Genomic DNA, 20647 nt, shown 5'->3' on the forward strand with positions numbered 1-20647 from the left:
AACGACCTAGGACATCGATTTCAAAAATACGGGACTAGACTGACACAACAAGGGCAACAGAGGGGCTTCACGCACGCTTTGGAGCACATTGAGCCCCCAGTTGAGGTTTCCCTCTAATAACACAACGCCGTTAGGCGTGATCACGGCATCCCAACCCACAGTATGCACATCCGCACACAATCGATGAGCCAACTCAATCTCGGCTAAAACGTCAGTCCAATGGGGCAGACTCACCTTAGCTTCATGACACTCCCAACCCAACACCGCACAATGCTCTGCATCCAACACGGCGGTTCCGTTAACCAGATCAACGGCAAACACCTTAAAACGCCTATGGGTATCGTCATTAAGTTCCAGGTTAGCAGCGACAAGGGTAAATTCCCCCTCGTCCATAGCACTCACGATTCTTAAGGTGATGGTTTTATCACTCAGTTGCCATTTCGCCATTCTAGGGTGATGTTCAAGTAAGGGCTGAACCAGATACTCACCCGTGGGTAAGCTGGATTTCAGCGATTCGAGCCCTTGTGCACCTTCATAGATAGCTTCAGCATATTCAAATCGCCACTGCTCAGGTTTTGATATTGTTACGCAGCCCTGACTGCGCGAGGCACCCTCTGGCTTAATAAATATCTTAGGAGCCATAACTAGCCAATCATCGATTGGCCAATCCACTTGCAGGTTAACACTCGCAATGGTGGCAACGGGATGACCGCCCGCCGCAGCTAACCGCTCGGCAAAAATACCTTTACAGCTTAAGTACGACCGAGAAGCTTGGCTAATGGGATGCGTTTGAAAGGCATGATGAAAATGGGGCAATTGAAAATCAAACACATACCGCCACCAATGCGTTGGTGCCACCCGATAGAGCGCAAAGTGGTAATAGTCGAATCCCGAAATGCCCTGACCTAAACCCGCCGCCAGCAATCCCGTCACCTGCGGCCAAATGGGCACACCAGCATCAACCGCTTGTTGCCTGAATCGACGCATTGCGCGGTACATCACCACCCAATGCCAACATAAAAACCAGGTCAACAATGACCAAGCAAATACACAGATTAACCAGGGCCGATGCTTAAGACTTTGCAGCATCACCTGACGATGCACCGCAATATAACCCTCACAAGGTAATAAATAACGCCAGCTATAGCGAAAAAGCGGACGTCTTCTCAGCAAGATGGGCTCGATGCGGATGAGTAATTTATTCAGCACTTAACCCTTGGCCTCTATACGGGCATGACACTCAGAGCCGTAGCAACCGACCACTGTGTGGTGTTTAAACCCATTGCCACCGCTAACGAAAATGGCACTACAACAAACCCAAGCGTGCGCTTTAAGGCTGGAATCGTCTCGGCGTAAACCAAAGTACAAACGATACGGCAAACCATGCCATCTGAGAAACAGCCGGGCAACGATAGCCTGCGCAAAGCAGTTAGCCTTCCATGGACAATAACGAGCCGTATTCACTACTAAACGTGAAATCTGGCGCGCCCGGATCATTTCTGCACTCGTGAGCCTATCCCTCTGATGATGCAGCGAGTCAGCTTTATTATCACAAGCTATAGGCACGCCCAAATGCGGGGCAATTCGAGCGAACGGAAACAGCAACACTGCTAATCTAGCGAGCCCAAGTAGCAACCAAGTGGGTAAAAATCCGATTTGATAAAAGCGTTCTCTTGCCCCAAAAGCCTTGATCTTTTGAATCACTGTTTTCATCTGTTGCAACTAGGCCCCTAATAATTTTCTCTTGGTATATCGAGAGAGTTTTCTGAAGGGAAGTAACAGGCTAAGCAGGCGGCCATCACCCCAGGCGTAGCGATTGATAAATGCGACATCGGCATCGTTTGGGCAGAACAACAATAGATTAATTGCTTTCAGCCTATGCTCGAATTGGCCATTCATTAACAGAGGTAATATCAGCTTCTTTAACGAAATTAGTGAACTGTATTCATCCAACCAAATGCCCATCACCCAATTGCTATAACTTTGTAATCCGATAAAGCGTTTCGGTTCAACAGTAATACCGAGGCATTGTGCCATTAAATATTCGCAGGCAATAACTTGGCGAACGACACCAAACTTCTTTGCCTCTCGCCATTTTTGCTCACGCCAATGTGGCATCTGTTGATTAAGCTTCTCGTAATAACAGCCTAAATCAATCAACCACTTAACTCGATGGCAATTGGACTTCATCGCATGAACACAGAGATAAAGATACTCAAGCACATTGAGCTGCTGTCCACCCGCCAACAAAGCCTCAGTCACGGCCTTAGAAAAGGCAGTATCTTCATTATTAACGCGGGTATGCAGCTCAATCACAGGCAAACCTGACGCTTGATAACTTTTGTCCTTAAAGAAGGATCCACGAATCACTTGACCAGGCGCAGTATCTGTAAATGCACCATTTAATGGCGTATAACCATAGTCAATTAAGATGCGCTCAGCCGCTATCGCATCTGAAGCAGAAACCAATAAATCAATATCCCTCGAATAACGGCCATTTAAATCGCCATAGAGACGCAAACTTAAATCAATTCCTTTAAAAAATTGGTACTTAACGCCAATTTCATCCAACGCTTTAGCGAGCTCGGTTTGCACTTTGAATTGTAAAAGAGTCTGCTGCTGCCGACGAGCACTAGCGCCTTGCAACCATAGTCTAAAATCTGTGGAAAAAAATTGAGAGTCGAGTTTTGAGATTGCCGCTGCAACCAAATTCCACACTCGATGGCGGTTAATCAACCACTTTAGTCGCTCTTCATTAATACCATCAGCCAGCTTGGCTGCCAGCGTTTCAGCGGGTGTTTGGGGATAGCACAGCAATAAAAAGGTTTGCAATAACTGTTCATCTGACAATTTCATCATAATCTTCATTCAGGGCATCCTGTTAACATAGGATACACAATTGATGCCAGTAATCACATCCTAAAATGCTGCGTAAACATAGGATTGGATAGTTCATCTTTGAAGAATGACAGTCCATTGTATTAGGGATTTTAATAACACCTCAAAAACTGGATTCCCGCATTCGCGGGAATGACGAAGGGGAATTGGATTCCCGCATCGATAACGGCTCCCGCACTCTTTCTAATTAAAGAATTCTATCTCCTGCATCTGACTACCATGGAAGGTGGTTACAGGCTTGCCGGGGGCAACGACCCAAGCAGTAACACTTTCACTGCCGTCGGCATTTTTCTTTAAATTTAATACCGGGTTATCTTTATTATTCTTAGCACCATAACAATTTCTCTCATTAATCTAAGTGATTAAACATAGAAATTACCACGCTGAGCCTCTACACTTTAGCCTTGTTAACCTAGTTAACCCGATTAACAAGGTGGTGCAACATTTTTCTGCCGCTTTCCAGCCAAAATAAAAATATGCTCGGTAAATGATATGCGGTGCGTTGATATAGCTTAAACGCAAGAATTACCTACAGGAACATTATGAAACATTGGGTCAGATTTTATTTCCCGTTTAGTTTTGCACAAGATGCCGATATAAACGCCCAAGCCGCGGTGCTAAAAACCATTCAATCGTTATCACTAACCGATGTAGCCAATGCCCTTGAATTGCCAGTAATCCACACTGAAAAATTCAACCAATGTGATACCAGCATCCCCATTTGGCAACCAGCACAATACAAAACTGACCCACGTTTTGATGATCATCTGCATAAAATTTTTAATGGCCGTAGCACAGCAACACAGCAAGACAACAAGGCATTCCCCCTATGTTTAGCCCTAAGCACCGAAGGGGTAAACTGGCTAAATGGCGGCAAACCTGGCCAGCAAGGTGCTGGCATTAATGTCAGGTTACCTAACTCTTCAGTGCAGCGTTTGAGCGAGCAGCAAATCATCGCACCGGTTGATAAAGTTCACACCTGGCCGTTGCAACTCAGTGAAATATGGTGCGTCATATTTAATACTGGCATTGGCGTATGTATTGTTGAAGTGGCGTATCAAAGCCCCGGTAAAAAGCCACACTATGCCATTCAATCGCCACTAGAAATACAAGAACTGAATTACCATTTAGCGCGAAATAAACAAAACAAACAGACCCTACCACTATGTTGGGCTGCAAACACCGACAAAGAAACGACACCGGTATTAGGGTTAGCAGGGATAGTTAACCACCTATTGCTACCATTAAAAAATACCAATGATACTCAGTCACTTAAATCTTTACACTGGGAGAGCACCTACACTTATACTGTGGCAGAGGTAGACGACAGCACAGACGATGAAAACTTCCGGCAACAAGCATTTCGATTAGCACGCAAATACACAGATGCTTATATTCCCTCTAGCGGCCAATTTACCAACAGCGAGTACCGTTTTTTTGACAACATAGTGCACCATTTTGCGCTTGAAGGTTGCTGTACACTCATTCGGCTAAGTCCAAACAGCCCCGAAGCTATTACCCAATTTGCACAAACGGCGTGTCGTATGGCCTATGAACCCATTGTCACCTTGGTTTACAGTGAAATGGTGTTTTTACGTGCAATGACACAAGGTAGTAATATTGATATTGACCTAAGAAACCCCAACGAACAGGAGTTAGAGCAGCTAAGACACTACCGCACCCGTCTTTACAATTATCGGCTTAACAGTCGTTTTGCTTACGTGAGTGGGCTTACATTACATAACGATTTTTTTCAGCACCTGCGCAACACATTTAACATTGATTCCCTATTAAAAGAACTCAGTACCGACGTAGAGGAAATAGAAGCCTTTATCAGTATGCATCTAGAAGAAAAGAACCAACGCTCACTTAACAAGGTTAAGCTATTAGGTTCATTATTTGCAGCCCTGGTCCTACTAACCGATTTAACAGGGCTGAACCTGCATACATTGTTTTTTTCCTCCCCGCCAGTGCCACCAATAATGCGCGGATTATTTTGGGGGGCACTGGGTGCCATTATCTTTGGCTTTGTTACCACGTTAAAACCCAAAAAATAAGTTGGAATAACCACATGGAGCACAAACTGGCAGCAACGCCGCTGATCAAGCTTTATCAACCCGATATAGTGCAATACGAAACCGCGCATTTAGCCCTGCACAAGGATTTAACCCATCTACAAGCGGTATACGATGCAGGCGCTACTGAAGCCGTTATTTTTTATGCTGGCCGTATTTTGGAAGCACTGTCAGCTGAAGGTGTCAGCCTGTTTGGTGAGCAATCAAAATCCAACGTATTTGCGAACCTAGAATACTTAAACGATTTTCATATTTTTGACTTTGCCACATTACACTGGGCACATGCACTGCGTCGGCAAGCGAACCAGGTACGGCATTTACTGGGGAATGTTGAACCGCAAGATCAAGATATTGCCCTGGCGCTACTCGACACTTGGCTTGGTTGGTATTTTTCTAAATTTCCACTTGGTCTGTGCCTAAACCAATACCGCACACACAAACAGCAGGGCAATGCATTACATCAGTTAGTTGATAACATTAGCCTGCAAATGGCCAGTACAGAGGTTAACGAGCAAGCTCTGTTAGTACACCCTTTGGTACAAAAATCGCCCATTTTCAGTTCTATTTTAATTGAAAGCTTAATTAATAAAGACCAACTAGACCTTGCCGGTAATGCCCTACAACACACCCTGCAACATTACCCAGAAGATTTACGTCTACGCCAACTTAACGGCTTATATTGTAGCCGAAAAGGCATGCTAGATGAAGCTACAGAACAATTAAGCGGCCTTTACAAAACGCTATCAACCGACGATGAAACCATAGGTATTTTTGCAGGCGTACTTAAAAAAACTTGGCAGCATGACCAAACCAACACCAACGCACTACAACGTGCCTGCCGCTTGTATGACAAGGGCTGGCAGCAGTCAAAACAGCGCAATACCTATTTAGGCATTAACGCCGCGGCAATAAACTTATGGCTTGGCAACTCAGATAAAGCACGCGAGATCGCGCTGGGCATAGTGCAACAATTTCAGCATAAAAAACTGATGATTGAGCAGAAACAACGCATGCAGCAATTTAGCTTCAACTTTTGGGAATTAGCCACCATTGGCGAAGCACTTTATATCACTGGCCAGCAAACCGAGGCGCTGGTGCATTACCAGGCGCTGTTTGCCCCTGGGCTACATCCACTAGGGAAAATCCGTGTTGCCGCTAAGCAACTTACCGTTCATTTTGAGCATGTCAGCCCAAATCCTGCAATTCTAAAGTTAGTGCAAACATTGCTAACTTAATTGCCATAGAGAACACACTGATGACGCAATATAAATACAAAGCCTTTATCAGTTATAGCCACAGGGACAAGCTCTGGGGAGACTGGCTGCACAAGTCGCTAGAAAAATATTCCATTCCTAAAGCCTTAAGGGGTAAACCTAACCGCGATGGCAAAGTGCCGGATAAACTTTTCCCCATTTTTCGAGACAGGGAAGAGCTCCCGACGGCCACAGATTTAGGTGCAGTGATTTCTAATGCGATAGAAAGCTCAGCCTATCTAATCGTGATTTGCTCACCAAATTCGGCCAAGTCATTGTGGGTGGAACAGGAGATCCTAGCCTTTAAACGTTTGGGACGGTCAAATCGAATTTTGGCTATTGTGGTAGATGGCGAACCCAATGCATCTGTCATTACGGGAAAAGAAGATCAAGAATGCTTCCCCAATGCATTGCGTTATGAAATAGGTGAAGATGGCGAATTAACAGAGACTCCAACCGAGCCCTTGGCTGCAGACGCTAGAGCAGGTAAAGACGGTAAATCAAATGCTTTGTTAAAATTAGCCGCTGGGCTGTTGGGCGTAAATTTTAACGATTTAAAACAACGGGAAAAAATACGGCGACGTAACCAGTTAATTGGCTACGCGGTTGCCGCGACGTTGTTGTTCGGATCCGCTTTAGGGTATTGGCAATACGCACAAAATATTGAACAAAACCGGCTATTGGAGCAAAGTGCAAAGCTGACAACAGAAGCCCAAGCCGCTATAAAGGCTGGTGATACCCAAATTGCCATTCAAAAAGCCCTGCAAGCTTTACCTGCTAACCTCACAAACCTTGATCGTCCCTACTACGCCAAAGCGGAAGCCGTACTATCTAAGGCACTTTACCAACATAAAGAACAACAAGCCGTACTGGCCCATGATGGCGGCACGCAAATACTGGCGTACGATGCAAAACATGACCAACTATTTACCACAGGACAAGACGGTAAAATTAAACAATGGCAAGCATCAACACTTACCTTTAAAAAAGAGTTGATCAACCACGACACGACCTTTAATCGCATGCAAATGCACCCCACGCAGCCGTTACTCATCACTCTGGATGCCAATAATAAAGTTGCAGGTTGGGATATCGAATCCGGCCAACGCCGCTTTGAATTTTATGCCTATGTAAGTAAAGAAATTCAGTTCAGTGCGGATGGAAATTACTTGTTTGCTGATAACCAAATCTGGAATTTAGCCGACAATATTAATGTTACGCCCAAAATGCTCACATTTAATTGGTCTGATGTGGAAAAGGTCATCCCGATACAAAACTCAGACAACATCTTAATTCAAGTTAAACACCCTGATAAGCATCAGCTTTATATCAGCGGACTCAATTCCGAAGTCAACGCCAGACAAATTGCACTACCCGAATCAATACCAGTTCGACTGAATAGCTACCAAGCAATTAATTCTGCTTATGCATTTAAGAATGGCAGTATTTTTCTTGTCGATGAAAATACCAATGCAGCCAGCATTGTTAATAGCTCTTACCAAAAACAATTTGAACCTAAAGTATCAAAGGTACTCAGCCTAGACGATACCAAATTGGTCTTTTTTAATGACGATGATGACACCATTTACACTTTTGATAGCGAGACCCAACTGACCACCCAGGCGACAGATCGGCTCGACATTATATTTCTGGGGCAACATGGTGATATCCAATCACTACAAAATTTACAAAGCGTGTTAGTGCAAACTGAAGACAGTGTCAGTCTCATCAATACGGTAACGAGCAAAAAAATACCCATATACCAAGACAAGCAGACAGAACCATTTAGTTATGGCCGCAAGGCACATATACCCGATAGCGTATTAATCCCCCAAGATAACCGTTTACTTATCGCACTGGATAACGGTCAGCTCAAAGCATTCGATTTAACAGACCAACTGGCCTATCAGCCACTGCAGTTCAAAGGGACTCCATACCAATATCGCCCCAGTTCCGATAGCCGTTATAGTGCATTATTAACACGAGAAGGGAATCTATACCTGCTCAACAAGCAGCAAAAATCATTGCTTTTGATACCCCACCCCCGCCCTATTACCAATATGCAATTTGGCCCAAAGCAACAATTGGTTTTTATTGATGCTGAAAGTCTCTATGTGCTAAAGCCCGAGCATTTAACAGACCCCATTGCTTATTCACCTTTTCCTGCACCTGTTCCACTAAGTCACCAACTGATCTCTTCACTCAGCCAAAATGCTGTCGCGGTGCAGAGCAATTATGGCCAGTGGCGCACCTTTGATATAACCAATATGCAATGGCAACAGGAAAATGAGACCGATCCCATTATCGCTTTAATCGCAACCGACGGCGGCAATATCCTTAAACGTCAGCAACAAAAAATGCAACGCTTAAGTCAAGAACTAGTGATGATTGATAGCCAAGATGTCGCACCGTTATCGATGATGACCTCATTACCCGAACAACGGATATTTTCCGATAACGGGAACTTTGCTTTATGGGCAGAACTATCGGGTAACATTTATTATGTGGATTTGAAAACGGGTAACACCCTAGCTAAGTTGACTATTTCAGACAAAGACGTTGGATTGTCACTATCGTCATCGGGGGAGACTGCACTCATTACTACGGCAGCCCGCGTGTTTGTTTTAAAGCCTAACCAACAGGGTGGAGCAATTGAAGCGGAAGAAAACTGGCAATTAATTCATAATGCCATCTTGCCTGACCAAAGCTTGTTTATGCTGGAGTACAACGACGAGCAAACACGTTGGAAAAGCTTTAGTGCTAACATCAACACAGGCAAAAAACAGCTTTTACATGACTGGGAAATGGGCAAGCACACTAAGATTATCAGCGGCAAAACTAATGTAATTGTGCTCAATGAAAACGAAACCGTATTACTAAATCTCAGTACTGGCCAACAAGCACCAATCGCATTGCCCTTTTATACAAAAGACAGCAAGATTGTTTATTCCAGCCCAAATCTAGACTTCTTTTTAATCGCAGACAACCAACAGTTATCCCTATGGAAATTAGGTAACACATCACCACAATGGACTCTGGATAATTACTATTCAGGCTTACAAGTCGTGGTAGACCGCCAGCAACAATATTTTGCGCTAGGCAACTCAAGTAGAGCGAGTATTTACGCATTAGACAATGCGAAAGAACTGGCTAACCATTTTAATTTTAGTGGCTTAGCATATGGCTTTGATACCCAAAAACAACTCATTGTATGGCATAACAACGGCTTGCTGTGCCACTGGGATTGGCAAAAAAACGGATCCATTTTCAATGCCAAAGAGCTTACCGACAAAAATGCCTGTGTTTACAAACAATTCAACGATGGCTTTATACAGGTAACAGATAACCATGTTTTGCAATTTAGTAAACATATAACCTATTCATTGCTGGGTAACACCGCAATACCGGCAAGTATAGTGTGCGATGCCACAGAGCCATTACTACCTTTACGGCGTAACTCTAAATCCATTATTTGTAAAAACAATGATGGCAATATTCAGGTGTTAAATATCGCCAACGGCAAACTTACGGAACCATTCAAAACCATTAAAATCAAGTACATTACTGCCAGTTTAGATGGCCAAACATTGGCAATAATGGATAAAGACAACCAGATCTGGGTAAAAAACATTAGGTCTACCGAACCAGAGAAAGCACTCTTTGCACAAGAACACTTACGTAGCCTCAGCATCAATGATCAAGGCACTCTCATCACCAGCGTTGACCAAAATTGGACCGCTCACATTAGAGATCTCATAACGGGCGCCGTTGTTAGCGAATATAAGCTTGAAATAGAACAACCCCATCAGGAAGAGTCCTTCTTACTGCTTACGGATGAACAGCAAGACATTCTCATGGTGTTTATAAGTGGTCAAGTTTATCGATTTAACAAAAATGGGCTACAACAGCGCTTTCGAGTAGAAAATGCACTTAATCTTGGGGTAACTAAAATTTCCCAGTTACAACATCAACTTATTCAAGCTGGATGGGATGGTATTAAGCGCTGGAATACCCTAACAGGAGAGCGTTTAGCCGATATACCCACAGACGGAAGTTTTTATGACCCAACGAAACTGTTTATCGATGAAGCATTGGGACAGTTATGGTTTGCTGACAATGGAATTGTTGCGGTTGACTTAATCAGCGGCAAGCGCATTGCAAAAATAGAGGGCGATTTTCAAACTCTTGCTCGTTCACCAGATGGCACTAAGGTCGTTGCTAGAGTGAGTCAATACTTCGACTTTCAATCTAAACTGTTTGACCTCAACAGCAGCGAACCATTGGCAACGCTAGCAAGCAACAGCGAAACCTTTCTGGCTTTTACTGCGCCGAATCATTTACTGTCAGTTTCCGCCAAAGGACATCAATATCTATGGGATCTGACTGAACCTGCCAAACCGGTTGGTAAGTTACTACCTAATTCAGTTGATGGCCTTGATGTTAATAACGACTGGTTAATGCATGACAATTTTAACCAAACTGTGGTGATGTCTGCAGTCAATCATGAAACTGTATACACCTCTGTTTTGGTGAACTCAAATAGCGTATTTGGGACATCTGAGGGCAAGCAACAACATGATGCTAATCAGCAGTTCATTTTTTTAAAAACTGGTGATTTTAGTATTGATACCCTAACGCGAACATCCATAAGCCACAATGCCACTATCACCACAAGCGGCAAAATTGCCGATTTCAAAACAACAATTGATGGCTTGGTTACCCTCTCTGAGCAAGGTATTTTACAAACCTGGCAAAACAGCGGCGCCCTGATTAGTACGCTAAAAGATGATGATGGCGACATGGACAAGGAGGTGGACAACGCCAGCTTAACGATTGCAGGACCATTCACACTCAGTATTAAGGGACGCACAGTATTGATATGGAATACTGATGCCCTTGGTGTTATTGGTAAAATAACCGCTTCCGATAACATGGGTGAAAAGATTGTTACAGCAGAAATAGATCTGCAAACACAGACCTTATATCTAGTAATGGACAGTGGTTACATTCAAGGCTATCCATTATTGCCATCAGGCCAAGCACTGATTGACCTAGCAACCAAGACCGTACAAAGGTAAATCTATCCCGGTATCGCCAAAGCTTTTCGTTCAAACGTTACGCGCCAGTCTCTTAGCTCGGTGCTTTTAACCTGCCGCACCAGCTCTGATAGGGCTAATAAGCTTGCCAAGTCATGCTCAGAATAGGTCATCCGCTCGGCGATATCGCTTAACTGCGCGGCGGTTAACTCGCTACGGTGAGCTATGCCTTCATAATCACCATGGGCGCGTAAACCATAACTGGATGCGCCAAAAGCTGGCAATAACGCAGTAATAAAAGTCACCCAGGTTGCCACATTGTAGGTTACCGTTCCGGCAAAAACCGCCACACCTAAGTAGCCTAAACAGGCCAATAAAGTACCGTACAAACACACTTCGCCCAAAATATGCAGCCGATGATCCGCTTTATGCGCCCGAGCCGCAGTATGATGGTGATAAACAATCTGAGCATTTAACTGGGTAGTTAACCCAAGGCTAAATTGTTCGGTACACGCTTTATTTAACTGCCCTGCTGGCAGATTTACCGAACGGATCACCGCCGTTAAATACCAGTTAACCCAGGACACATGCTGCGCCTGATAAAACGATGATATCAATCGATGTTGTTTTAAGCTGTTAGCACCAATTAAAGCAAAATACCGTGCGACACGCAGCTGCTCTGCCAATAAACGATAATCTAACCATTTCTGATGCCAGCGATGACTTTTACCAATGTAGGTATTACCCAGCATGCCCAGAATTAGGCTCAGCTCTAATAAGATCCACACTAATTTCAGATCTTTTAATAGCAAGCCCAATAACGCCATTAATACCGCCATAGAGGCAAGCACATAATTAAGTATACTGGCCGCACGATATTGCTGTGCAAGCATTGATGCCATTAAATCGGCTTTAACATAGTGCTGATGAATCACAGCGCTGGCTTGTGTGTCGGGCATTTCAGCCGCAGTGTTCTCGCTAAAGGTTTGCCACTCCCGAAGCGTTAAGTCCTGAACATCTGACTGCAAAAAATCAGTTTTTTGCGGTATCCGGCCAGAAATACACCATTGAAAAAACGGGTATAACCAACCTTTTCGAAACCTCCCCGGACTGGCATTTACAAACTGAGACAGCTCTTTGCTTTCTAATACATTGGTGCTTTCAAGCGGTGGCGTCAGCGTTTTTTCGACATAATCCCCCAGCCAAATCTGCCAAGGCGCTTGCTGAATAATGCCAAGGCTTGGCGAGATACACTGTACCGGAACATCGTCAGACAATCCGACCCACACTACCGGAACCCCTTCTTGCAGCGCCATGTCGATAACGCTTGCCGTACCGCCGGGGCCGCGAGCGGGTTTGCCATCCCACAGTGCAATTAACACATCAATATTACGCGCTAGTACCTTGCCTACCGCCTCGTATCCAGCCAACTGAGCAGTATCGTGGTCAAACGCTAAATCGGTCACGACTTCTGCTCTATCGAGCAAGGCTGTAAAGGCATTTTTTGATGTTTGGCTCTCAAAATCTTGCAGGTAACTTAACGGCGAAAAAGGCAATAATGCGTGCAAAGCCCAACCTGCATTTAATGCTTGCTGGGCCACCAAACGGTCGGCACCTTCAGCTAACGCTGAAGTAACCTGCAATTGCGCAGTGTTACCGCTGTAAATTCCTGCATAACGCCACAGAACATTATTGGCGCCACGGGACAATTGCAACAGAATCTCTGCAACGACCTGTTCAAGTGCTGCACGGTTAGTCGCCGCCAACGCAGCATCCCGATGTCCAGTCACTCCAACGCGTAAACACAGAGGTATATCCGTTAAAATAGGTTGATGTACTTTATTCAAAAAAACTCCTAGAGCGCGAAAACATAAAAAGCAAATACCATTATTACCAACACATTCCAGCGGTATTATTTAGCCTCTATTGCTGTGCCGTAACACGGGTAATTTCCGCCTGATACTGTTCAAAATCAAACACTAATGGTAGTAGATCTGAGTAATCCCAGAACAGCCCGGCAGCAGCTTTCGTTTTATCAGCCCGGTAAGGGTTACTCCAACAATGCCAAATAACATAATCAGCATTCATGTCTTTAATCACCTCAACCTGCACCTTAATAAACCAGCACGTTGGCTCACTGCAGGTACATACAAAAGGCACAAGGGTGCCGTTATTATTGGTTAGCGACGCCAAACTCAATCCTGGCTGATACGCACCCGCTATACGTCCGGCAAACGGCACTTCATAGTCGCGCAAAACCGATAAGTACGGCTGATGATCTACCATCAATTCATATAGATTTTCGCTTCCTACCTGCTGATGTAAGCGCAAACCAAAGTGTTGCAGTTTAGTGGACATATCGCTCTATTTCAGGAATTAGCATCAATCTCCCCCCTCCACGCAATACCAGCACCAACGAAGTAGCTCTGTGCTTTACTTTTCATTTAACTTAGCTGCTTTTTAAGCGTTGCCACCAAATTGGCAATATGTGAGCTTAACGGGGGGGTTACCGCGTCAAGCCAGTGGCAAATACTGATAAAATACGCCAAATCCGCTTCGAGTTCGGTCGGCTCTATTTTGAACGGCACAATTAGCTTATTGGCATTGACTGCACGTTCCACCTCGCGCAGCACATGCTGCGACGCGTTAGATGCATCGGAAAACACCAACACGAACGCTTTACAGGCGCCAATTCCCTTAACAATGGCTGCGGCATACGACTCACCGGGACCAATATCACGCGGCGCCATCCAACAGCAAATGCCTTCGCTTTCCAACCCGTGGCATACCGCCAATGCCTGATTAAAATTCTTTGACGAGTAGCAGATAAACACATCAAGCGTCCCAGTTTGATCTGCCCTTGCTTGCGGTGTGGACGCTGACACTGAAGCCAGAGTTAATGCTTTAAGTGCTGCACGCAGGTCAAATAAACGGGCAATACGAGTTAATGGGTCTGTTTCATCCAGCATTGAAAGCGGTAATGCAGAATAAAAGAGATCTTCCGCCAACTCATCTGCTTGCAGTGGAACGTTTTTTATGCCGAAAGGCTTTAGGGCTTGGTACTGAAAATCATCAATAATTTGCTGTAATTGCTCTTGCTTACCTGCCGAAAAATTCAGCAAAGTATCAAGTTCATATCCCGCATTTAAACTTTTAGTCAGGTTGTTTTTGATATGTGTTTTAATGTTGACTGGTATATTGCTCTCAAAATCCAGTTTCACCATGAGTTTCCTAGCGGTACGCTCAACTTCTGTTGGCGCTGTAACCGCGATCAGATTGAACTGGATAGTAAGATCTGACAACCCGGGAAAATCAGGATTAAACAGTAAATTCAGCAACTCAAATAAGTGCAATTGGGTTGGAATCGTGACGTCATTAGCCAGAGAATGGAGATTTTCAAGCCGCAAAACTTCATCGCCACACGCCATGTCATGAAATGCATCAAACGCCGCTTTGCTATTAACAGAAAAATCAGCCAGCGCCTGGTTACAAACCAAGCTGGAAAAGTGAAAACGATCCAGTTCGGCTTGCTGCTCATCACTTGCATTCAGGTACAGACCGATGTTGACCTCTTCAGGCTTACAAACCAGTCTAAGCGAAAATGCCTCAACAGCTGAATGCGCAAGTTGATACAGTATGTCTTTCAGCCAAGCTAAACCAGCCGCACTGCGTGCTGATTTGTGCAAATAGAGGCTTTGTACAATGTTTTGGTGAGCCAGTTGATAACTAGCCCTGTATGGCATTGGCGACATCGGTTAGCCTGTTCTCATAAAGCGTTTCTTTTTCTCGTTACTGGCAGGTTTTTGCTGCGAATTCAACACGCCAGATCTGGACTCTCGCACAATAGTGAAGTCTATATCCTGATCCACATCGCGCTCTTTAATCAATCGCTTAGTTAGCTTTACCAAAGTGGCATGCACAGTCTCCAACGCAAAATTTGCATCACTGATATCGAATTCGTTCGGCTGATGCCATTCAGATTCAATACTGTACACATCCAAGCGAGTGCCATCGTGATGAGCATAACCTGCGCCAATATTTTTCTCTGCCCAGCTGCCAGCATTGACATGTGCATCCCAGCCGATATACAGATCATCACCGTATGCATAGATTTTAATAAACACCAACGCCCTGCCAATACTGAATACATATTGTTTGCGCTCAACTTTACCGTCAACACCCCAATACCAAATAAGCTCTTCGTTTAATTTGCCGAACTGACTAGTATTGGCCTGCATAGCGTTAACAAACTCGGTTTCAAGTTGTTCTGCATAAGCCTGCAATCCCTTAATCGCCACCTGCCAAGAATCAAGTTGTAATAACTGTCTAGGCTCAATTAAGGGTTTACCTGTAGTCAGTTTCAACCGCTTGGCTTTGCCAAAAAATATCCAGCGCAGCAACGGAAAAATCAGTAATGGTGGTATCACCATCATGACGATATCCACACCACGCCACTGTTTGTAATCGCGGGGTTTATTAGCCGGACGCCAAACTTGAATGGGCGCTTGCTTCAAACGCTTTGGTTTAAAGTGCCAGCGTTCCCCTTGCAGCAACTGCGTGATTAAACGTGACAGTTGCTCTAGGCTAATTTGATATACATCGGAAAATTCCTGCAGCTTATATGACGACTCAACCCGGATTGAATAGGTTATCGGAAAACGCATAAACGGATGTGCATCCAAGCGAATCAAAACCAACGACTGAGTTCCAAGTTTATTCGCCAAGGCGCCGTCGGGAAACGCCGGTTGAAACATCGACAAGCTGACAAAAGTTACCGCAGAATAGTTTTGAGATTGTAATAATTGGATATTGGCAGAGTCTGGCAGTTTGAGCTGCGCTAAAATTGTCTCGACCTCCAGATACAATGCTTGTCTCGCCGAATTTAGCGCTTCTGCCGGATTATCAGCGGTCACCGGAATGACTGAAAGTGCTTCTTTAATACTGCCCGTATCTTTACTGCCAGTTCCAGAGAAATGGCTTTTCAGATAAAACAGCGACAACAAGCCAGCAAGCAACCAAGTGCAATTTCCAACGATCAGTGAGAAAATCCACACCGGATTGTCGTAATATCCCGAGTCAACATCACTATTGGCATAATTAAGTTCCAACATTGCCATGCAAATAAGACCCACAACCAACAGAAAAAATCGAGCGCCTTTGGGTTTAGTTAGCAAAGTTAAAACAGCGGCAAACGCCGACAACCAGCTTATTTTCAGGAAAATATCGACCCATTCGTAAAGCATATTGAACTCCCTTTACCATTGTTATTTTTTTCGTTTACAGTGTAGTAAGTAGATATTCAATACCCAACTTTTTTATCAATTTAATAACAAATTAACCACACAACTCCTACTTAAACTAATCGACCTAGCTCACCACGCCAGTGTTAGATGAGAGACAGCTTGGCTTCGTTCGCAGTTATGGGTAAAACCAACAAAACCACGTGTCGTAGCTAACGACAGAGAGGTTCAAAAAGTTATACTTTTGATTTTTAAACAAAACACTATCTATCAACCTACTATTCAATTAATAAGGGAGAGCCGGAAAACCCCTCAGCATTCCCCTTATCTGACACCGACTGAATAAACCAGCTATGGGCATAACTATGGGCGCCAGTATAAGGATCAATCTCTGGCGGTGGAGTAATATCAAAGCGGTTAAAGCCAACCACAAATTGATCGGCAGGTACCCCCTGCGCTAACGATGAAGTGACATAAAAATCGACCGGGAAGTGTGACGCAGCCTTAGCAAGATCGGCCACCAGCGGAAACGGCGTATCCAACATAGTTACCTGCATAGGCTCTGGCGCCAACCCAAGTTCACTGAGCACAAGTGCTGCGTGTAACACAACAAAACCGCCTGCACTGTGGCCAATTAAATGCAGCGGTTTGTCGCGCGAAATGGCTCCGTTTCGTATAGCACGGGCTAGTTTAAACCCAACCAACTCACCAATACGCTCACCTTGCGGGCGGATCATAGATAAATCGTTAAGCATATCTTGCGCTGCTTGTGGCATGCCCATCGCATTAAGCGCCAATGTGTCGAGGGCACTGTCAGCGTTACCCGAGGGTTTAGCCGCTTCTTGCCAATCTACCAACACTATATCGGGTGCCTGCGGCGCAGTGCGTAATGCAATAGCGGTTTCCAGCCGAGTCATCCAATGCCCTTTACTACGGCTTTTATCCACACCATCGTGCAAGCCATGCACCAATACAACAGTGCCGTTTTGCGCCGCTAACTGACCTTGTTGCCACAAGCCATAGGGATTGCCCTCACCCCGAGCACTAAACAAACGACCGTCTTGCTGGCGAAGTACCGACTGGATAGCTGGGTCTTCCGGAGCACGCTTATATTGAATAAACGCCGTCGTTAGCACCATAGAAAGCGCGACCACCACCACCCGGCCCAATATCACTCGGCCAATAAAACCCGCACTGTACTCCAACGTACCAAGCAAGCGAGCCAACATACTTTGGCGCAAAACCGCAGCAGCTTGCCATTCTTTTAGTTCGGCTTTATCCCGGTTAGCGCGATAATAAGGTTCATTATGTTCAGCCTGATAAAACCATTCCGTGACTTCAGCCAACAACGAGGCCTCGACGTCTTCGACGATCTGCTGCATTTGCTCTGCATCGATTGTCGCTTCAAGATTTTGTTTCGCGGCACTGAGTAATTCTATTTGCTGGGCAAAAGTACCTATACGCCGATTAAGCTCAAGCTGAGCACCACGCATTTGCGCTAACACGGCCAGTAAAGGTAGCAATGTCCCCACAAAACCAAATACATAATCGGAATAAGACCAGTTAAGCCATACTGCCGCTTCATCACGCCATGCAATCGCAACACCTGCTACCGCTAAAAACAGTGCCGCATCCAATGATAGTGTCACGACTTTGCTCAATTGCTGACGTTGATTTAACGCGTCATGCCGTTTTTGGTGATAGTACGACAGCTGATCATTCAAGCGATTCAAAACATAGTTTCGTTTTACCGTTTGAACATCGCGAACAGATGACTGTGGTGAGGAAGGCAGTGCCAGTGCCACGGTCTGAAGCATAGGGGAACGACGTAGTGCTGCAAAAGTGAGATTGCCATCAATACCCTCCGTTGCGATACGCGAGCGCGCGATCTCCGCCACCAGCCTGGCTCGAACCCACAAACGCTGCATCCCCCGCCAACGCACCCACCAACTGATGATCAATAAGCTAATCGTACAAAACACTACACTGTACGCAGCAATAGAAACATTCAGTTGCTCACGTAAAATAATCAGCCAAAGGGATGGGGCGAGCACAGCAAGCCCTTGGAATACCAAAATAAAATTATAAAAACGTCGAGTATGAGGTGCTAAGTGATTCGCGACTTCATCTGCTTTTTGATAGCATTGCTCTACCGTGTCGTCCGCTTTAACCTTTAGCAAGCTTAATAAAGGTGCTAACCAAGCTGCGGTAACATTACCATCTTGAGGTAGATTAGCCTGCTCCCCATGATTAACAGAGTGCTTCAATTTGAGAAATCCTTTTTCTGGTTATCTAGTTCAAATACAACTCATATTACTTAATAAACTCACTTGAGCACGGGTATGCTTATTAACCTAGTGCTCAGATTAATCGTTAATCTTAGTTCGAAAATCGGCGCTCAACATAAATATAGATATTTGAACAAGTCAGCCGTCAGCCATTCCCCTCAATGAATTCTCTTTTGGCGGTTGTTAATCGTAAAAAAAACTCCTGCCTCTCCGCCTCATCGAGAACAACATCACGAACAGCCTCATCAACAATTAATTGATTTTCAATATAAAAAGGCATAAACGATTCTAAGTGGTAATGGGAGGGATTGACTTGAAAAATAAGCTTGTAAGTATTAATAATATTTTTTAATAAAACGCGATTTGTTGGTAAATATTTTAAACACTCACCCACTTTTGTATAAGTCTCAAATTGAGATTGAGCAGTTGGCTTTTCTAATTTAGAAAAATAATTAACACACTCAAGCTCCTGTGGGGCGGCACTCAGTTTGCCCATTATCAATAAAGAGAATAATCCAAAGAGCCAAAGTTTATGTTTCATTAAAAGTCCAATATTGCGTAACCGTAAACAATCCCATCCATAATAGATACACTTATAGCGTTCATCAAGATAGCCGCATATGGCCCAATGATCGTCTTTAACCTGGTTTGCCAGCCACGCCCAACTAAAACCTAGATACGAAAGTACAGTAAACCAAGGTTACACTTGGGGCATTTTTCATCTTCCCTGCCAGCCAAAAAAAACATCTCTTTAGTATTTTCACTACCACAGTTGCCGCATTTCTCAGGGCCTAAACGTCGATGCAAATGATGATTACCGCAATTTAAACAAATCCGTCCACCACCATTTGGGTTTACGATTTCAACCACAATATTGCATTGTGTACAAAATACATTGCCAACAATCATCTTTGATCCCTCGTTTTTTATGCATAGTGTGCTTAGACATAAACCCAATTAAATTGGGTCCTAAAAGTACTCTGACATCAATTACGCGGTGGATTTTAGACCGCTTGCACTATCCACTCGACCGTTTTCCTCAGGCCTGAATCAAATGTACTGGTCAACCCAAACTGGACACTTTAACTTGAGAATTTTCAAACTCTACCGGTGACAGATCGTCATTAGCAGAATGCAGCCGCTCCAAGTTGTAATATTTCATGTAAGCAGTCACATCTTGCTTCATAAACTCCATTGTTGGTTGATTAACTTTAAAAATCCAATCGTGTTTTAAGCTGCCAAAGAATCGCTCAACAACGGCATTATCCCAACACGCTCCCACATCACCCATGCTGGCTCGGATACCATAGCTCAATAGCAGCCTACCGAATTGCTTACTGGTATATTGCGAGCCTCGGTCACTGTGAAATACCAACCCTCTAGCCGGTTGGCGCAGGTTGTAGGCTTTTATTAATGCCTTAGATATCAAATCTGTGGTCATGCGTTTATCTATGTGCCATCCCACAATCCGGCGTGAATATAAATCCATCACCACAGCCAAATACATCCAGCCTTCACCCGTCTTTAAATAGGTCACGTCACCCGCCCAGACCTGATTAGCCGATACTGGATTAAAGTTCATGTTTAACAGGTTATCTGCCACTGCATCTGAGTGTTTCCGCTGCGTAGTCACCTTGTAAGCACGTCGCTGGGTTGCTTTGAGTCGAAGGAGGTGCATAATTTTACGAACGAGATAGCGACCAATCTGGTAGCCTTCCTTGCGCAATTTTTTCACCATTTCACGATTCCCTAAGCTGCCTCGACTTTGCTTAAATAGCTGTCGAACAAGGCGATAAAGCTTCTGTGTTTCAAGGCTTATCACGTTTGCAGGGCGCTTATGCCAATCGTAATAACCTG

13 protein-coding genes are annotated in these 20647 nt (G+C 44.5%); 3 read left to right on the forward strand and 10 right to left on the reverse strand.

All coding sequences use genetic code 11. The annotated features are described in order from the left end of the window. Window positions 1-6: 6 nt before the first annotated feature. Genes Q4Q52_RS21055 through Q4Q52_RS21065 form a run of 3 tightly spaced genes read right to left on the reverse strand, consistent with a single transcriptional unit; the run spans window position 7 to window position 2868 of the window. Complete coding sequence (locus Q4Q52_RS21055; RefSeq protein WP_311991594.1) at window positions 7-1209, reverse strand: sugar-transfer associated ATP-grasp domain-containing protein; 1203 nt, start codon at window positions 1207-1209, stop codon at window positions 7-9. Further along, entirely contained in the window at window positions 1210-1713 is a 504-nt protein-coding gene (locus Q4Q52_RS21060) for a lasso peptide biosynthesis B2 protein (protein WP_311991595.1), read from the reverse strand. A 9-nt stretch (window positions 1714-1722) separates the two neighbouring features. Beyond that, window positions 1723-2868 (reverse strand): nucleotidyltransferase family protein, encoded by a 1146-nt coding sequence (locus tag Q4Q52_RS21065; protein ID WP_311991596.1) that lies wholly within the window; start codon window positions 2866-2868, stop codon window positions 1723-1725. A 572-nt stretch (window positions 2869-3440) separates the two neighbouring features. On the opposite strand from Q4Q52_RS21065, the gene Q4Q52_RS21070 reads away from it, so the two are divergent. From Q4Q52_RS21070 to Q4Q52_RS21080, 3 genes are read left to right on the forward strand one after another with little or no spacing between them, the layout of a single operon-like run. Next, window positions 3441-4955: a hypothetical protein gene (locus Q4Q52_RS21070; RefSeq protein WP_311991597.1), complete on the forward strand. Its 1515-nt coding sequence runs from the start codon at window positions 3441-3443 to the stop codon at window positions 4953-4955. Window positions 4956-4969: 14 nt separating this feature from the next. Further along, the gene (locus tag Q4Q52_RS21075) at window positions 4970-6208 is read left to right on the forward strand and encodes a tetratricopeptide repeat-containing protein (RefSeq protein ID WP_311991598.1); all 1239 of its coding nucleotides are present in this window, start codon (window positions 4970-4972) and stop codon (window positions 6206-6208) included. A 20-nt stretch (window positions 6209-6228) separates the two neighbouring features. Continuing rightward, entirely contained in the window at window positions 6229-11304 is a 5076-nt protein-coding gene (locus tag Q4Q52_RS21080; protein WP_311991599.1) for a TIR domain-containing protein, read from the forward strand. Between the two features lie 2 nt (window positions 11305-11306). Here Q4Q52_RS21080 and Q4Q52_RS21085 read toward each other — a convergent pair whose 3' ends face one another. The 7 genes from Q4Q52_RS21085 to Q4Q52_RS21115 all read right to left on the reverse strand — a co-directional run. Then, a complete protein-coding gene (locus Q4Q52_RS21085) occupies window positions 11307-13109 on the reverse strand; it encodes a hypothetical protein (protein WP_311991600.1) in 1803 nt (600 codons plus the stop codon). A gap of 76 nt (window positions 13110-13185) precedes the next feature. Further along, entirely contained in the window at window positions 13186-13620 is a 435-nt protein-coding gene (locus Q4Q52_RS21090; RefSeq protein ID WP_311991601.1) for a hypothetical protein, read from the reverse strand. A gap of 86 nt (window positions 13621-13706) precedes the next feature. Continuing rightward, a complete protein-coding gene (locus Q4Q52_RS21095) occupies window positions 13707-15014 on the reverse strand; it encodes a toll/interleukin-1 receptor domain-containing protein (RefSeq protein ID WP_311991602.1) in 1308 nt (435 codons plus the stop codon). A 3-nt stretch (window positions 15015-15017) separates the two neighbouring features. Beyond that, window positions 15018-16505 (reverse strand): hypothetical protein, encoded by a 1488-nt coding sequence (locus Q4Q52_RS21100; protein WP_311991603.1) that lies wholly within the window; start codon window positions 16503-16505, stop codon window positions 15018-15020. Window positions 16506-16780: 275 nt separating this feature from the next. Beyond that, on the reverse strand, window positions 16781-18769 hold the full coding sequence (locus Q4Q52_RS21105) for an alpha/beta fold hydrolase (RefSeq protein ID WP_311991604.1): 1989 nt from the start codon (window positions 18767-18769) through the stop codon (window positions 16781-16783). 166 nt (window positions 18770-18935) lie between these two features. After that, window positions 18936-19331 (reverse strand): hypothetical protein, encoded by a 396-nt coding sequence (locus Q4Q52_RS21110; protein WP_311991605.1) that lies wholly within the window; start codon window positions 19329-19331, stop codon window positions 18936-18938. 522 nt (window positions 19332-19853) lie between these two features. Next, on the reverse strand, window positions 19854-20647 hold a 794-nt coding region (locus tag Q4Q52_RS21115; RefSeq protein WP_311991606.1), incomplete at its 5' end, for an IS3 family transposase.

The sequence above is a fragment of the Shewanella sp. SP1S2-4 genome, from assembly GCF_031932075.1.
GTDB lineage: Bacteria > Pseudomonadota > Gammaproteobacteria > Enterobacterales > Shewanellaceae > Shewanella > Shewanella baltica.

Excerpts from the sequence above, each read along its gene's own strand:
- Q4Q52_RS21060 (WP_311991595.1), bottom strand. The coding sequence starts at position 1,713 with ATGAAAACAGTGATTCAAAAGATCAAGGCTTTTGGGGCAAGAGAACGC.
- Q4Q52_RS21065 (WP_311991596.1), bottom strand. The coding sequence starts at position 2,868 with ATGAAGATTATGATGAAATTGTCAGATGAACAGTTATTGCAAACCTTT.
- Q4Q52_RS21070 (WP_311991597.1), top strand. The coding sequence starts at position 3,441 with ATGAAACATTGGGTCAGATTTTATTTCCCGTTTAGTTTTGCACAAGAT.
- Q4Q52_RS21075 (WP_311991598.1), top strand. The coding sequence starts at position 4,970 with ATGGAGCACAAACTGGCAGCAACGCCGCTGATCAAGCTTTATCAACCC.
- Q4Q52_RS21080 (WP_311991599.1), top strand. The coding sequence starts at position 6,229 with ATGACGCAATATAAATACAAAGCCTTTATCAGTTATAGCCACAGGGAC.
- Q4Q52_RS21090 (WP_311991601.1), bottom strand. The coding sequence starts at position 13,620 with ATGTCCACTAAACTGCAACACTTTGGTTTGCGCTTACATCAGCAGGTA.
- Q4Q52_RS21095 (WP_311991602.1), bottom strand. The coding sequence starts at position 15,014 with ATGTCGCCAATGCCATACAGGGCTAGTTATCAACTGGCTCACCAAAAC.
- Q4Q52_RS21100 (WP_311991603.1), bottom strand. The coding sequence starts at position 16,505 with ATGCTTTACGAATGGGTCGATATTTTCCTGAAAATAAGCTGGTTGTCG.
- Q4Q52_RS21110 (WP_311991605.1), bottom strand. The coding sequence starts at position 19,331 with ATGAAACATAAACTTTGGCTCTTTGGATTATTCTCTTTATTGATAATG.